Source organism: Enterococcus sp. AMC1251 (assembly GCF_058216535.1).
On sequence record NZ_CM177098.1, the window covers coordinates 820850 to 838119 of the forward strand.

Sequence of the window (17270 nt, forward strand, 5' to 3'; positions counted from 1 at the left end):
GCTTAGTATTAAACCATGAATGATATAGAAAGTACAGAGCAGATTAAAAAGATTCAAAAAATCAATTTGGAAATGGCTAAATACTTCATTAGCTTTTGTGAAAAATATCAGTTGCTTTGTTATTTTTGCGGTGGTGGTTGTATAGGAGCTGTTAGAAATGAAGGATTTATACCATGGGATGATGATTTGGATTTTTTTATGCCACGTAAAGATTATGAAAAGCTTTATGATTTATGGACAAAAAACGCTGATTTAGAAAAGTATTCGATTCTAAGACCGTCGGAGACATTTATTGATCATAATTCTTTTACAACGATTAGAGCAAACGATACAACATTTATTAAACCGTATCAAGAACATTTAGATATTCCACATGGATTGCCCATTGATATTTTTCCTTTAGATGGTGCTCCGAATTCAACAATCCAAAAGAAAATTCAAAAAGCTTGGGCACTTATTTACGCACTATTTTGTTCACAAGTTGTGCCGGAAAAGCATGGAGGCTTAATGGCTTTGGGTAGTAGAGTATTGTTGAAACTGATTCCCACAAAAAAAGGTCGATTTATCATTTGGTCGTTTGCGAGTAAGCAAATGTCAAAATATGATTTTGATACCTGTGAATATGTGACTGAACTTTGTGTAGGTCCTAGATACATGGGAAATATATATAAGAAAAAAGATTTTGAAAAGGCAGTTTACCTCCCTTTTGAAGATACATACATGCCTGTACCTGTAGGGTATGATAATTATTTGACTCAAGTCTTTGGTAATTATATGGAGTTACCGGATGAAAAAGATCGCATGTCACATCATGAAGCTATCTTGATCGACACGGAACATACGTATAAACAATACAAAGGAACATACTATTGTGTGGAACGTTTGAAGGAGGAAGAATAAATGATTACAGCACTGATTATTGCCGGCGGAGTTGGCAAGAGAATGGGACAAGATATCCCAAAACAATTCATTATGGTGGAAGATAAACCGATTATTATTTATACCCTGGAATCTTTTCAAAAACATCCTATGATCGATAGAATTTTAGTTGTTTGCAAAAAAGGTTGGGAAGATACATTATATGCTTACGCAAAAGAATACCATATTGATAAACTAGCGTGGATTATTGAAGGTGGCAATAGCGGACAAGAATCTATTAGAAATGGGGTTGATTTTCTTAAACAACATTCGACAGAAGAGGATACTGTTGTTATTCATGATGGTATTCGTCCGTTAGTGGATGAAATTGTATTATCAGATGTCATCGTAAAATGTAAAGAGTTCGGTAACGCAGTGACTTCTTTGCCATATAACGAACAAATTTTTGTGAAAGAAACAGAAGAAACAACAAAACAATATATTAATAGAGAAACATTGCGAAGAGTATCTACACCGCAAGCATACCAATTTGACAAGCTAGTTTGGGCTTATGAGAAGGCTTTTAGAGAAGGAATTGGTATTTCAGAGTCATCATACACAAATACGATGATGGTTGACCTTGGAGAGACTCTTTATTTTGCTGTGGGATCAGATAAAAATATCAAGTTGACAACACAAGATGATCTTCAATTATTTAAAGGCTATCTTCGAATGAAAGAAGAATAGGAGAAAAATATGTTTGCAAAAAATCCTGATTATCAAAAAGATGTAGAGAAAGTTATACAAAATCAGTTAGACTGGAGAAAATTGAACAATAAGTCATTATTATTCGTTGGGGCTTCAGGTATGATTGGTACTTTTTTGATAGATTGTTTAATGGCAGTAAATGAAAAACAGAACCTGAATATTTCTATTTATGCTATGGGAAGAAATCAAAACAAACTAGAATCAAGATTTATCAAATATAAGGATGATTGTAATTTTCATTTGGTGGTAGGAGATATTTTAGATCCGTTGCCTTGTGATGTTCAATATGATTTTATCATTCATGGTGCAAGTAATACGCACCCAAAAGCTTATGTAAGTGATCCAATCAACACTATAATGACGAACATTAAAGGGACAGAACAAGTACTTAATTATGCAGCCAAAAATCAAGTTGAACGTGTTTTATTCCTCTCTACAGTTGAAATCTATGGGGAAAATAGGGGAGATACTGAAAAGTTTGATGAGAGCTATTGTGGCTATATTGATTGTAATACGTTAAGAGCTGGTTATCCTGAAGGCAAACGTGCAAGTGAATCGCTGTGCCAAGCTTATATAAAACAATACGGAATAGATGTAGTGATTCCAAGACTTTGTCGAATTTTTGGACCGACTATGCTAGCGGAGGATTCAAAAGCTTCTTCTCAGTTTATTAAAAATGCAGTAAATAACGAAGATATTGTTTTGAAAAGCGAAGGAACACAGTATTATTCCTATTGTTATGTAGCGGATGCAGCCTATGCTTTATTGTATCTATTGTTTAATGGTAAAAATGGAGAAGCATATAATATTGCAAATAGTGAATTTGACTTGACCTTAAAAGAATTAGCTACCAAGATTTCAACAATCGCTGGCACTAAAGTCATTTTTGAAATCCCTGATTCAAAAGAAGCGGCTGGATATTCTAAAGCTACTCAAGCAATTTTGGATACCAAGAAGATAGAAAGTTTAGGCTGGAAACCTATTTATTCTTTAAATGAAGGTTTGAAGCAAGTCATCAGAATTATGAAAACTGAGGAGTGAAAAGGTAGTGCCTGAAATAAGTATTATAGTTCCAGTATATAATGTTGAAAAGTACTTAGATAGATGTGTGAATTCTATTTTAGGGCAGACGTTTCAAGATTTTGAACTAATTCTAGTTGATGATGGTTCGCCAGATAACAGTGGGCAAATGTGTGATGCCTATGCAGATAGAGATAAGAGAGTAATGGTTATTCATCAAGAAAATGGTGGATTAAGTGCAGCAAGAAATGCAGGAATTGAAATTGCGAAAGGGCGTTATCTTGGTTTTGTAGATAGTGATGATTATATTGCAGAGGATATGTATGAGCTTTTATATACGAATCTGAAAAATGAAGATGCTGATTTAGCAACTGTTGGATTTTTAGATGTTTATGCAGGAAAAGAACCTGTTGTAAAAGAACGAAAATATCTTGTAACGGATATGATTGGAGCAGTTAAAATCACATTTGAAGGAAAATTAAGTACCATAAGTGCAACAAATAAATTATATAAAAGAGAGATATTTGAGCATGTTCGCTATCCAGTTGGAATGATCACAGAAGATGCTGCAGTGATTTTAGATGTACTTGAAGAAACATCGAAAGTAGTTATTGATACAAGTCAAAAATACTATTACTATCACCGAGAAAACAGCATTTCAAGTAATCATTTTACAATGAAAGATCTGGACATGATTAAAGCGTGGGAAGCGAATGAATCACGTGTCTCAGAAAAATATCCAGAATTAGTTAATGTTGCACATACACGAGTTTGCTGGGCTTATTTTACCGTTTTGGATAAGATGATGAACAGTAGTGAACTAGGAATAGAAGAAAAGAAAAAGCAAAAAGAAATTATTCGATTTTTACGTAAAAATTTTACATTTGTACTTAAAAATCAATATTTTACTAAACCACGAAAAATATCAATGATTTCATTAAGAATACATCCATATTTTTATAAACTACTATCACGTTTAGAAAATGGAATGGTCAGAAAAATAAACAAATAGACTTTATTGAGTTAAGGAGACAGGGTTAATGATGAAAAAAGCAAATGAAATACTTGATAAGGTGGAAATACCTTTTATCCTTGTTTGGGAGTTTATGTTAATTTTACGTATGATTAGTACTTACAGTCTTATTCCATCGAAAGTTGATAGTCTTGTTTTTACTATTATTTCATTGGTGGGGGGATTATTACTTCTTCGCAACGGAATTGATTGGATTCAGAAACGTCAGAGACCAAGTTTACTATTACTTTTATTTACGTTGGTGATGATTATGTCATCGATTGTTAATGCACCAACTGAATTAATATCAAATTTCAAGTTGATAATTTGGGAAATCCTTTTTTTCTTTGTTGTTTATGAAATTGGAAAAAAAAATCAAAAAGAATTATTTAGGTTAGTTGAAAAAGTCTTAGTTGTTACATGGCTTGTTTTAGTTGTTATTTCCTTAGGAATGTTTTTTGTTCAATTCAAATATACCGCACCATTAGATAAATTGTATTATGGTATTCGTATGGGATTTGTTGAAAACCGTTTGTACGGTGTTTTTGTAGATCCAAACTACTCTGCAACGATTTCAGTAGTTGCAATCTGTTTTTCTTTACATCTATTTAAAGAAGCAAAAGCCAAACTTTATAAAGGTTTTTTGATTACCAGTGTGGTCTTGCAATTTTTGTTTGTTGTTCTTTCAGGTTCAAGAACAGCTACTATAGAAATTACGGTGATTACAATTATCTGGGTATTTTTCTATTTTTATTACACTAAAAGAGCTACTGCAATCTTAAAGAGGTTAGCTTATTCAGTTGGGTTTTCAGCAATAGCAATAGTTGCTCTTTTCTTGATGATGCAGGTAACGCAAAAAGTCTCTATAGTTTCTGCTGAAGTTGTAAGTAAGGTCATTGTGATAAAAAATGAAAATGAAGATGATATTTCCTTAAATCGTCCAGATACGGGAGAAGATTCGGATATTTCAAATAGTAGATTTAAACTTTGGAACAGTGCTATTGAAATATTTGAGAGTAAACCGATAATTGGGACTTCTCCAAAAGGCATACTTCCTTATGCTCAGGAACATTTACCGAATACTTGGATTTCTAAAAGAGAACAAACACCGCATAATTTTGTATTTTTCTTATTAGCAACTACGGGTCTTTTAGGAACAATTCCATTTATTATTTTCGTTTTATATAATATGTTCAAAACATTAATTACGCTATTTAAAATGAATACAAGTAACTATACAGATTATTTATTTCAAAGCTTGATCGTATTGACGATTTTAATCTCAGCATGTCTAATCACAGACATCGTTTTGGTAAATAGACTAGGCGCGATGATGTTCTTTCTATATATTGGCAGGTTGAATTCAAAAAACGAGAAGGAAACGAGTGAAATAGAGATATGAAAGAGTTAAGTATTAAGGAAATTCAAGAAGTTAGTGTAGAAATTCTCGTACACATCGATGAAATTTGTCGAAAAAATGATATTGATTATTCGATCTATTATGGTAGTTTGATAGGGGCGGAAAGACATCAAGGTTATATCCCTTGGGATGATGATTTAGATATTGTGCTGACGCGTCCAAATTATGATCGTTTAATAAAATTATTGGCAAATGACGAAACCTATTTATTATTGAGTTTAGAGACGAGAGAAAAATATCGCTATCCATTTGCAAAACTAGTCGATAAAAGAACTTGCGTGAAAACAACACAATTTTATCATAGCGAAGATCCAGAATTAGGGGTTTTTGTAGACATTTTTCCAATAGATGGTTTTCCATCTGATGACTCTGTTAGAAAAGAGTTTGGTGAAAGATGTCGTTTGTATTTTGATAATATGATAGGAACGTTAAATGCTTCATATGCAATTTCAAAGACAAGATGGAAAGCATATGGTAAGAGAATTTTACATTATCCGAAGCATCGCAAGTTGATGAAACAAGGTGATTATAAACATTGGAAAAAATTACTAATGGGAGAAATGAGCAAGTATCCTATTGCTGAAGCATCTATATGTGGTTATATTGAATTCGTTGACGAAGAATGGGGTATTTTTCCTATAGAATGGTTTAAACACTACGAAGATGTGCAGTTTGCCGGGAAAACAGTCCGTGCCATCAAAGATCGCAAAAAGTTTTTAACGTTACGTTATGATGATTATATGCAATTACCACCAGAATCAGAGCGTGTTACCCATCATCCTTATACATTTTATTGGAAATAAGTTCAACAAGGAGGCGAAGACCATTGGATTATAGTCGAATGATGATTATTACTTTAGATGAAAAATCGGTATTATTTTCTAAAGATGCACAAGACTTGGGCATACACGTAGAAAAGTATTTTGATAAGCGATCTTTGAGTGTTAAAGTAATGAATTATTTAGATAAAAAAATGAATATGCAACTTGCCTCTTTTTTTTACGGAGATTGGAAGAGAAAGTTGTCAGAGATAGATTTTGTTTTATTAAACTCTCATTTTTTCTCGCGACCTGTAATTAAGTACATGAATCGAAAATTTCCATCAATTCGAATTGTTGTTTGGTATAGTAATCCAGTGTCTAAAGATACGCCTGTTCATTTTTTTTCTGATTTAAATTGTGAATTGTGGTCATTCGACAAAGATGATTGTAAAAAATATGGATTAAAGCATAATAATCAATTCATTGATCACTCCAAATTAATTGTTCGTAAAAGTGATTCTAAGTATCACTCCGATATTTGTTTTATTGGTGTTGACAAAGATCGGTTAAATTTGTTATTAGAACTAGAGCAGTATTTTATTAGCGAGAAATTGAATCCTTTTATATACGTAGTAAATTCATCTAAAAATTCTCGTTTGGATTATGAGTATAAAGAAGCTATTTCATATGAGGAATTGATTAATTATGAAGGCAATACAACCGCAATATTAGATATTGTTCAAAATAACCAATATGGTCTTTCTCTACGACCAATTGAAGCTATGTTTTTAGGAAAGAAACTAATAACAAATAATGCAAGTGTTCGAGATATGGATTTTTATACGCCCGAAAATATATTTATACTTAATGAGAGTAATCAAATTGACATTGTAAATTTCTTGAAAACACCTAGTGTGAATCTTCCAGAAACTGTGATGGAGAAATATAAATTTGAAGGTTGGTTTAACAATTTTTTTAAGAAATAGTCTATAGATTTGCCTATTAAATGCTAGTTTTGATCTTGAGAAATGTTAAAATAAATAATGAAATACGAGGAACCTACCATGAATGAAAAAGCTAAATCAGTCATAAAAAATTTATACTATACCGTTGCGGCTAATTTTGCTACTTTGGGAATATCAATTCTTTTAAACTTATTTGTACCAAAGCTTTTGGGCGTTACGGAGTACAGCTATTGGCAACTGTATGTATTTTATTCTTCTTACGTTGGTTTCTTTCATTTAGGTTGGATTGACGGTATTTATTTAAAAATTGGTGGAGAAGAATATGAACAACTTGATAAAAGAAATTTGGGCTCCCAGTTTTGGTATTTAGGTATTTTTGAATGTTTCATTTCTTCACTTGTTATTGTTTGGGCACTATTTTTCTTGCCTACAGGGAATAAAACGATGATTTTATTGTTAACGGCAGTTGTCTCTTTAGTAACGATAGCTAAAACCTTCATTTTGTATATTTTTCAATCTACGAATCGTATTAAAGAATATGCGCAATTATCAAGAAGTGATCGTTATCTGTATATTATGTTTATTGGTGTTTATTTCCTTTTAGGAGGACGTAATTTTTTCTGGTTGATTGTTATGGATATCCTTTCAAAATTGATTATGACGCTTTGGGGAATGTATCGAATTAGGGATATGCTAAGTTTAAGATTAGTGAGCTTAAAAAAACTTGTGCCTGAAATAGTTGATAATATCAATATTGGTAGCAAATTGATGCTCAGTAGTGTAGCAAGCATGCTTATCATCGGAACGATTCGTTTCTTTGTGGAAAAGAAATGGACCATTGAAACATTTGGTAAGCTGTCGTTCACTCTTAGTATTTCTAATATGTTTTTGACCTTTGTCAATGCTGTTGGTGTTGTCATGTTTCCTTTGTTAAGAAGAACCAATCAACAAAAGTTGCCTGCTTTGTTTGTTACATTAAGAGATTTGTTTGTACCAATTACGTACGCAATTCTATTATTTTATGTTCCAGCTAAGTATGTGCTTTCGTTGTGGCTCCCTGAATATGCGGAAAGTCTAAAATTTATGGGAATATTATTTCCGATCATCATTTATGAAGGTAGAATGTCCTTGTTGATCAATACCTATCTAAAAACGTTACGAAAAGAAAAAACAATTTTATTTGTTAATGTAACAACATTATCTTTATCATTGATTTTATCAATTATCATTATTTTTGGTTTAGGTAATTTGACTTGGGCGGTTGGACTTATTTTGATAAGTTTAGCTTTCCGTTGTAATTTTGCAGAATTTTTCTTATGTAAATCAATGAATGTCCATATTGAAAAGTCTATGATTTTAGAAACACTTTTAACAATTTTATTTATATTAAGTAATTTATTTTTCGGAGGAAGCTTCATAAGTACAACTGTCTACGCTGTATGTTATTTATTATATCTTTTGTTTAATTATAAAAAAATAACAAGAAGTTTCAAAGAATTCCAAGGGTTACTAAAAGGAACTTAGATATTAAAAAGTAAAAAAGCAAAATTTACTAGAACTTTAATCAAAAGGTATTATTCCGATTTTTGATTAAAGTTCTATTTTTTTGTTTTTAATAAAATTCAAATAGTAAGGAATTGTTTCTTGGACAAAAAGAAATTACTTTGATACAATTAAAACATTCAGTTATAAGGGGTGGGAGAATTGAAAATGAAATTAGGGTATTTATTGGTTGGCATGATGGCAAGCTTCTTACTTGTACCATCTACAGCATTGTCAGAAGGAAAACAAAGCAACTCTGAGAATACCGTTGAAAGTCAGCTAAGTGAGCAAAGTACGGAATTATCTGAAGAACAATCAAGCCAAGCAATTGAAAGTATTACCAAAAATGAAAGCGCTGAAATGACAACAGAAACAACAGAACCTGAAAGTAAACAACCCAAGTTAAATTATTCAATCTACAATGAAAAACTAGGTTGGCAAATAGGTCAAGAAGATGGTGAAAGTAGCGCATTTCCGAATAATAGAATTGAAGCATTAAAAATAGGAATAGAGTCTGATGTAGGTGGTATTCAATACCGCGCACATGTGTCAGATGTGGGGTGGCAAAACTATGTCTCAGCTAATGAAATCAGTGGTGTAGCTGGCAAAAGATTAGAAGCGATTCAAATCCAATTAACAGATACTTTAAAAGCTAAATATGACATCTATTATCGAGTTCAAGCTCAAAATTTTGGTTGGCTAGACTGGGCAGTAAATGGAGAAAGTGCTGGAACTACAGCTTTTTCTTACCAAATTGAAGGGATTCAAATTCAATTAAAAGAAAAAGGACAAGCAGCTCCAGGATCTACAAAACGACCATCGGTACAATATAAAAAGCCAAATGTAAATTATCAAAGTCATGTACAGGATATCGGCTGGCAAGGCGTGAAAACAAATGGGCAAACGAGCGGAACAACGGGACAATCAAAACGAATGGAAGCCATGAAAATAGCAGTTAATAATTTACCAGTTACTGGCGGCATCGAATATAGAAGTCATGTGCAAGATATTGGCTGGCAAAATTATGTTGCTAATAATGCAATTACCGGGACTGTAAAGCAATCAAAACGAATGGAAGCATTAAGTATTCGCTTAACTGGTGAGCTTGCTAAGCATTTTGATATCTATTATCGTGTACATGCTAAAAATTTTGGTTGGTTAGATTGGGCAAGTAATGGCCAAAACGCTGGAACAGCGGGATTTAGTTATCAACTGGAGTCTGTAGAAATTAAATTAGTAAAAAAAGATAGTGTGGTTCCAGGCGCTAAAACAAGATATTTTGTACAGTTCAAACAACCGGACATTGTTTATCAAAGTCATGTACAAGACAAAGGTTGGCAAACACCTAGTAAGAATGGAAAAACGAATGGAACAATGGGACAAAGTAAAAGGATTGAAGCGCTCAAGATAAAAGTCGAAAATGCACCTGTTACAGGTGGAGTCGAATATAGAAGTCATGTACAGGATAAAGGTTGGCAAAACTATGTCTCTAATAATCAGTTAAGTGGAACAACAGGTAAGTCAAAACGAATTGAAGCGTATGAGGTTCGTTTAACTGGAGAATTAGCAAAACATTTTGATGTTTATTATCGAACACATGCAGAGTACTTTGGTTGGCTAGGCTGGAATAAAAATGCTGGTGTCAGTGGTACTTCTGGTTATCGTTTTAGGATGGAAGCTTTTGATATTATTTTAGTTAAAAAGATGTCTAAAGGTCCTGCTATTTCGAATAACTATAAAAAAGCTCCGACTGGAATAGGGAATTATTATATGGATGCGCCGAAAAGAGTTGAGTTAAAAACTAAACATTATTACACAGATAGAGCATTAAAACGAGGTAATGATATCTCTGCTAGGACAGTGATTAATGTAAAACGAAGAGTTTTAGATAAAAATGGTTATCCGATATTAGAAACGCCTTATGGCTATGTTACAGCAAGTAAAAGCATTGTGGCGGCAACAAATAGTGGGCAAAGAACATTTATGAATGTACCGTACTATAATCAAATTACCATGGGATATCAAAATGGCTGTGAAGAATTTTCTTTATATATGGCCTTAGAATATTTAGGTGCGACTCGTGGACAAAACGTCCATCAGGTGACAAATGCCGTTCCTAAAGTGCCGTCTTGGGGGAATCCGCATGAAGGATTCAATGGAGATCCAGCAGATAAATATGGTTTCCACACGATCTATCCGAAAGCATTTACACCTTATGCTAAAAGGTATGCGCCAAACTCAAAAGAGATCAGTGGCGTTGGCACAGATCGATTTAAGGAAGAATTGATGAAAGGAAATCCCATTGTTGTATGGGGAACATATCCGTATTTAGCCGCACCTATTATTGACGGCACTTATTATGGTTCATTGAAAGTTGCCAATTTACATGTTTGGTTAGTAACTGGATTTGATGGAAATAGCTTCCATGTAACAGATCCAATTTATGGGAAAATGTGGGTTAGTGAAGGCACCGTTGCACTTTCATACAGTCCGAATAAAATGGCTGTTGCCATTGATAAATAGAATAGAGGAAAAGTAATGAAAAATAAGAAACTTTTGTTTTTATTATGTTTTATCATTTTATTAGTAGGTGTTGTTGTTTTTGTTAAAATGAATAATGACGAAAGTGAGAAAAATCAAGGTTTAGGGACAAGTTCTTCTCAAAGTACGGCAGCTCATTTTGATAACTCAAAAGTGATAGATTATTCCAACGAAACGGAAGTATCTTATAGTTACGAAGACGTGACTCTCAGTATGGAAGAATTGAAAAAATACAGAGAAGATATCGAGCAGGCTGGGTTTGACAGCACATTATTTACGGATCAGGAAATCGAGGCAATGCAGGCGGAAATTAAGAAAAGTGGCCAATCTATTTCTCAATATATTAAAGATCAACCGGACAAAATTATTGACGAAGCTGAAATCGAAAAAGCTCGTGAAGCATTAAGAGAGGCGAATATGGATCCCAATAAAATGTACAATAACGAAATCGTTGACTTGGTAAAACAGGCTAAGAAAGAAAATAAATCAGTTGTAGAAGTTGCAAAAGAAAAGGAAAATGAACGACATAATTGATTAAACAAAGATTGACTAGTTGCTCTCAAGGGGCAACTAGTTTTTATAATTATAGTAGACCTCTTTGAGTATACATGATAAACTAAATAAGATCTAAAAGTTATTTTTTATTCTATCTAAAATTAGGAGTTATTGATAAATGAATAATATATTAATCACTGGTGGGGCAGGATTTATCGGTTCTACTTTAGCGAATTTTTACAGTAAAGACCATAAAGTAACAGTCATTGATGATTTATCAATGGGAAGTAAGAGTAATCTAGATTCATCTGCGAACCTTTCTTTTATTGAAGGTAGCGTGACAGACGGTGAATTAATGGAAAAAGTATTAACAGAAACGCAGTTTGACTATATTTTTCATTTGGCTGCGATTGCAAGTGTAGCTGATTCTGTGGAACGTCCGTTAGAGACACATCAGATAAACTTTGATAGTGTTTTTCAATTATTAGAATTAGTAAAATGTAACCAAGCAAGCTTAAAACGATTATTGTTTGCATCATCTGCAGCTGTCTACGGAGATGAACCAACCTTACCCAAACGAGAAGAATCTGTTATAAGACCGTTAACTCCATATGCAATTGATAAATTTGCTGCAGAAAAATATGTAGTTGATTACTACCATTTGTACAATATTCCGACAAGTGCAGTACGGTTCTTTAATGTTTATGGACCAAAACAAAATCCCGAATCACCATATTCTGGTGTTATATCAATTATGATGGATCGTTATAAGAAATTATTGAATAAAGAGAAATCTACGTTCACCGTATTTGGTGATGGAACACAATCAAGAGATTTTGTTTTTATTGAAGATGTCATTCAAGCGCTAAATCTTATTGCAACGTCTAAAGATACATTAGGAGAAGTGTACAATATTGGGACGGGTGAAGCGATTGACTTGAATGAATTAGTTTCTACTATAGATAGCCTTTTAAATGTGAGTTTACCGGTTCGTTACAAAGACGAACGATCAGGAGATATCAAGCATTCTCTTGCTGATATTACGAAAGTTAGAACGGTGGGCTATAAACCAAAGTACACTATCAAATCTGGGCTTGAAAAGTACGTTTCTTATGAACTCAACAATATTGGCAAAGAGATCTTAGAAAACTAGTTCGTTATTAACCTAATAGACTATTCGGAACAGGCGAGATGAGCGATTCTCGTCTGTTTTTTAATGAATAAAAATCCTTATAATTGTTTGATACTCGTTGTCATGAATGATACAATGATTTCGATTGGAGGGAGAATTGTGACGAAAATAATTGCCCACCGCGGGAGTAAAGGAACTCATCCAGAGAATACCTTGTCTGCGTTTAAAGAAGCTATTCGTGTTGGTTCTGATGGAATCGAGTTAGACGTTCAATTATCAAAAGATAATCATCTGATCGTGATTCACGATGAAACGATTGATCGCACCACGAATGGTCACGGAACAGTTGACAGTCTAACATTAGCAGAATTAAAACAATTTGATGCCGGTAGCTGGTTTGAAAAAAATCCAATAGTTCAAGAGATTCCTACGTTAGAAGAAGTGTTGATGCTATTAAAAAAAGAGAATTTTAAGGGTCTGTTAAATATTGAAATTAAAACGGACAAGATACATTATGATGGGATCGAACAGAGGATTGTTCAACTTATGAAGTCTCAGGAACGGTCGTTTGATTATATATATTCAAGTTTTCATTTCAAGAGTTTAGAAAAAATCTGGAAAATGGAAACAAAACAAAACATAGCATCGATATTCAAAATTTCTGATAAAGATGAACAAAGAGCAGTTCAGGCAGAATTTATTGAAGGAATCCATCCTAATATTGATTGGGTACACAAACATATAGACGATTTGGCCGATTTTCCAAAGGCGATTCGACCATGGACAGTTAACGAAAAAGAAAATATGACATTATGCTTTAGCAAGTACTTGGCAGGAATTCACACGGATTTTCCAGAATTAGCAATAAAAATACGTAAATTGATACAAGATGAAGGATGAAAAGATTGAAAAAAGTACTCGTAATCGTAGGCCCAACAGCAGTTGGAAAAACCTCTTTAAGTATTGAACTAGCCAAAAAACTCAATGGAGAAATCATTAGTGGAGATTCAATGCAAGTCTATAGACATTTAGATATAGGAACAGCAAAAGTGACTAAAGAAGAACGTGAAGGTATTTTACATCATTTAATCGATTGTCGGGAATTATCTGAAACTTACTCTGTTGCTGATTTTCAAAAGGAAGGTCGCCAAGCAATCGATTTAATTACAGCAAAAGGCAAGTTACCGATTGTTGTTGGGGGAACAGGACTTTACGTTCAAGCATTGCTTTATGACTTTGAATTAGGTGCGAAAGATGAATCAACTGAAATACGTGAGAAGTACCAACGATTTGCCGAAATACACGGAAATCAACGCCTATGGGTACTACTCCAAGAAAAAGATAGCCAAGCAGCAGAAAGCATCCATTTCAATAACCGTAAAAAAGTAATTCGAGCACTGGAAGTATTTGATAAAACAGGATTTAGTATCTTAACACCTAAAGAAAGTCCCAAAAAAATATACGATTATTTCTTGGTCGGACTCGAAACGGATCGAGCCGAACTTTATGATCGAATCAATGGTCGTGTTGATATAATGATGACGCAAGGACTTTTAAAAGAAGCGGAATTACTGTATAAAAATCAAACGCAACAATCAATTCAAGGGATCGGTTATAAAGAGTTTTTCCCTTATTTTCAAGGTAAAGAAACGTTAGAAGAAGCAACGGAACAAGTAAAACAAAATTCTAGAAGATATGCGAAAAGGCAATTGACCTGGTTTAGAAATCGCATGAATGCCAGCTGGTGGGATTTAGCACAATCACCTGATACTATTTTTGATTTAGAAATTGAAATAGAGAATTGGCTGGATTCTTAGGAAGGACAAAACATGGCAGAAAAGGTTATCTTAGTGGGTGTTGAAACAGAAAAAAATTACACTCGATTTGAAGGTTCTATGAAAGAATTAAAAAACTTAACGGTGACAGCGCAAGGAGAAGTCGTTTTTTCTTTAACTCAAAAACGTCCTCGTGTGGATTCGCAAACTGTGATTGGTAAAGGGAAACTAGAAGAATTAGTTCAGTTAGTTGATGCGTATGAAGCAGATATTGTCATTTTTAACCATGAATTAACACCTAGACAAAATCAACTAATTGTTGAAGCTGTTAATGTCAAAGTCATCGATCGTGTACAATTAATTTTAGATATTTTTGCGATGCGTGCCCGTTCAAAAGAAGGGAAACTACAAGTTGAGTTGGCTCAGTTGAATTATTTACTGCCTCGATTAGTCGGACAGGGGAAACAGTTATCTCGTTTAGGTGGAGGAATTGGAACAAGAGGTCCAGGAGAAACGAAACTCGAATCAGATCGTCGGCATATCCGAAATAAGATCATAGCAATTAAACGTGAACTAAAAGAAGTTTCGGCTCATCGTGAACGAAGCAGACAGAAACGTCAATCATCAGATATATTTCAAATTGGTTTGATTGGGTATACGAATGCTGGGAAATCGACAATTTTAAACTTATTGACAACGGCTGGCGCTTATTCAGAAGATCAATTATTTGCCACGTTGGATCCTTTAACCAAAAAATGGCAACTGCCACATGGAATGATTGTAACGCTGACAGACACTGTAGGATTTATTCAAGATTTGCCTACGCAGCTGATCGAGGCGTTCCAATCAACGTTGGAAGAAAGTCGAAGCATGGATCTATTATTACACGTGGTTGATGCGAGTTCAGAAGATCGTTTACAGCATGAGCAAACAGTTGTTGAATTGCTGAACGATTTAGATTTAGAGCAGATTCCGATCATAACAGTTTACAATAAAAGTGATCAGCTTAATGAAGTTGATTTTGTACCAACGTTATTTCCTAACGTATTGGTTTCAGCTAAAAGTACGTTAGGAAAAGAAGAGCTGACAAAAATTGTTAGAGAGAAGATGATGGAATTATTTGTTCCATATGAGTTAGATATTCCTTCAAATCAAGGTCAGCAGTTGAGTGAATTGAAGCGCCATACTTTACTTTTATCAGAAGTATTTGAAGAAGCTGAAAATGTATATCATGTTAAGGGGTTCGCTAAAAAGCATGCTAAATGGATGCGTGAGTTAGATGAATAGATAATTTTAAAATATAATTATATCGTATATGACTGAGTGGAAGAGCCTTGAATAGGTTTTCTTACTCAGTTTTTCACTTTATTTTGTGTAGTTATTTGATTGATGTAATGATATACTAAATAAAAAATGAGAGGGGAAGGCGGTAGTTCAGTTTGCAAAATTTTATGAAAAGTAAAAAGGGACAGTATTTATTTTATATTGGTTTGTTGGTTTTTGCAGTTATATATTTTTCGAATTTCGATGTGGATATGAGCTCAGACGATGGTTGGTTTATGAAGATTTCTCAAGAGTATAGTTTTGTTGGGTTTCTAAAGTGGCGTTACAATAATTGGTCTGCGCGACTATTTCCAGAAGCGATGCTATATCTGATCTTTTTAGTTCCATTATTTGTTCATCATTTAATTAGTGCTTGTGCCTGGTTGTTGTATAGCTATTCTTTGGTAAGGATAGTTGTAGGAACTGTTAGTCGCAGGAATTTTCTAATAGCATTTTTATCATTTGGATTTATTAATATCTGGGTTATGAAAGATTCTATTTTTTGGATTACTGGAGCGGTTAACTATTTGTGGCCGTTAGCATTAGGTTTGTTCGCGTTGATTCCCTACGCAGATCATTTCTTTAGAAATAAGAAAACATCAATTCGGCTCTATTTATTGCCTGCGTTTATTTTTTCATTTTCAAATGAACAGTTAATTGCTTGTATTATTGGTGTTGTTTTTATTTATCATGGGACGATGTTACTCAATAAAAGGAAAGAAAACTACTTTCTATATATTCCAACGGCATTTTTTGTCACTGGATTCTTCTTTATGTTTTTCGCTCCTGGGAATAAACTTAGGATGCAAAAGGAAATTACTATGTGGATGCCAGATTTTAATAAGCTGTCTCCATTGGCAAGAGTGTTAAGAGGAAGCTCGTGGTTATTTGAAGGCTGGCAGACAAAATTATTGCTTTTATTTATTGTTATTTTTGTGCTTTCTATGGTCATTGATTCTTCCAAATTACTTGCTAAAGTAACCGCAAGCTATACAGTGTTTCTGTTTCTGTTGACTTCTAACTTTCCAAATAGAGTGACCAATTTTCAACTTATCAATGAAGGGGATGGGATCGCTCAGCTAAAATCCGGCAATATTTTAAACGGGGCATTATTGAATGCCGTGTTACCTTATGTATTGTGGGGATTGTTTTTTGGTTTAGTTGTCGCTTTGTCCATATCAGTCGCCAAACAAAAGATATTCATAGGATTAAGTTATAGCGCAGCCTTGTTTTCTTCCCTATTAATGTGGTTTTCACCGACGATGTATGCTTCTGGTGCTAGGGTACTTATGTGTTCATCTATTTTTCTGTTGATTATTTTATTTATGCTTTATCAACAAGCTCTGTTAAATAGAAGTCAAATAGAAAAAAGACAGTTGTTATTTTTTGCTTGTTTTATACCTCTGGTAAATTTAGTTTGTGTACTCTTTTTGGTGTGATTTAAGATTGTTAAGAGGATTTTTCTGATGAGTTTATGTTTTTATTCATGGTCTATGTAGCGCACAATTAAGTTGGGGTTAGACGATATCGTTTATAAATGAGGCGATCAAGCCAAACTGTCTGGGGTTATTTCTGTTTCTTAAAAATAAAGAATTCACGTATCAGAATTTATATCAGGAATTTTCTGCGTATTGCTAAGCTAGTTCTGAGCTTGTGAA

Annotated in this window: 15 protein-coding genes; all 15 read left to right on the forward strand. The window is 33.6% G+C overall.

Features of this window, described 5'->3' with window-relative positions:
• Positions 1–15: 15 nt before the first annotated feature.
• Positions 16–900: a LicD family protein gene (locus AC4BBR_RS03890; RefSeq protein ID WP_490461258.1), complete on the forward strand. Its 885-nt coding sequence runs from the start codon at positions 16–18 to the stop codon at positions 898–900.
• Positions 901–1605 carry an IspD/TarI family cytidylyltransferase gene (locus AC4BBR_RS03895; protein WP_490461259.1) on the forward strand — a complete coding sequence of 235 codons (705 nt, stop codon included), beginning with the start codon at positions 901–903 and terminating at the stop codon, positions 1603–1605.
• 9 nt (positions 1606–1614) lie between these two features.
• Positions 1615–2667 (forward strand): NAD-dependent epimerase/dehydratase family protein, encoded by a 1053-nt coding sequence (locus tag AC4BBR_RS03900; protein WP_490461260.1) that lies wholly within the window; start codon positions 1615–1617, stop codon positions 2665–2667.
• 7 nt (positions 2668–2674) lie between these two features.
• On the forward strand, positions 2675–3658 hold the full coding sequence (locus AC4BBR_RS03905; RefSeq protein ID WP_490461261.1) for a glycosyltransferase family 2 protein: 984 nt from the start codon (positions 2675–2677) through the stop codon (positions 3656–3658).
• A 28-nt stretch (positions 3659–3686) separates the two neighbouring features.
• A complete protein-coding gene (locus tag AC4BBR_RS03910) occupies positions 3687–5060 on the forward strand; it encodes an O-antigen ligase family protein (protein ID WP_490461262.1) in 1374 nt (457 codons plus the stop codon).
• Positions 5057–5881 (forward strand): LicD family protein, encoded by an 825-nt coding sequence (locus AC4BBR_RS03915; protein ID WP_490461263.1) that lies wholly within the window; start codon positions 5057–5059, stop codon positions 5879–5881. The genes AC4BBR_RS03910 and AC4BBR_RS03915 overlap by 4 nt, the downstream gene beginning before the upstream one ends.
• A 23-nt stretch (positions 5882–5904) precedes the next feature.
• The gene (locus AC4BBR_RS03920) at positions 5905–6825 is read left to right on the forward strand and encodes a WaaS/CpsH family glycosyltransferase (RefSeq protein ID WP_490461264.1); all 921 of its coding nucleotides are present in this window, start codon (positions 5905–5907) and stop codon (positions 6823–6825) included.
• A gap of 78 nt (positions 6826–6903) precedes the next feature.
• Positions 6904–8328, forward strand: coding sequence for a lipopolysaccharide biosynthesis protein (locus AC4BBR_RS03925; protein ID WP_490461265.1), 1425 nt, complete (start codon positions 6904–6906; stop codon positions 8326–8328).
• Between the two features lie 186 nt (positions 8329–8514).
• Positions 8515–10869, forward strand: a complete 2355-nt coding sequence (locus AC4BBR_RS03930) for a C39 family peptidase (RefSeq protein WP_490461266.1) — start codon at positions 8515–8517, stop codon at positions 10867–10869.
• A 15-nt stretch (positions 10870–10884) separates the two neighbouring features.
• Entirely contained in the window at positions 10885–11421 is a 537-nt protein-coding gene (locus tag AC4BBR_RS03935) for a hypothetical protein (RefSeq protein WP_490461267.1), read from the forward strand.
• A gap of 139 nt (positions 11422–11560) precedes the next feature.
• Positions 11561–12535 carry an NAD-dependent epimerase/dehydratase family protein gene (locus tag AC4BBR_RS03940; RefSeq protein ID WP_490461268.1) on the forward strand — a complete coding sequence of 325 codons (975 nt, stop codon included), beginning with the start codon at positions 11561–11563 and terminating at the stop codon, positions 12533–12535.
• Between the two features lie 138 nt (positions 12536–12673).
• Positions 12674–13414: a glycerophosphodiester phosphodiesterase gene (locus AC4BBR_RS03945; protein ID WP_490461269.1), complete on the forward strand. Its 741-nt coding sequence runs from the start codon at positions 12674–12676 to the stop codon at positions 13412–13414.
• Positions 13415–13419: 5 nt separating this feature from the next.
• On the forward strand, positions 13420–14331 hold the full coding sequence (gene miaA, locus AC4BBR_RS03950; protein WP_490461270.1) for a tRNA (adenosine(37)-N6)-dimethylallyltransferase MiaA: 912 nt from the start codon (positions 13420–13422) through the stop codon (positions 14329–14331).
• 12 nt (positions 14332–14343) lie between these two features.
• Positions 14344–15576 (forward strand): GTPase HflX, encoded by a 1233-nt coding sequence (hflX, locus tag AC4BBR_RS03955; protein WP_490461271.1) that lies wholly within the window; start codon positions 14344–14346, stop codon positions 15574–15576.
• A gap of 152 nt (positions 15577–15728) precedes the next feature.
• The gene (locus AC4BBR_RS03960; RefSeq protein ID WP_490461272.1) at positions 15729–17051 is read left to right on the forward strand and encodes a DUF6056 family protein; all 1323 of its coding nucleotides are present in this window, start codon (positions 15729–15731) and stop codon (positions 17049–17051) included.
• Positions 17052–17270 lie beyond the last annotated feature (219 nt).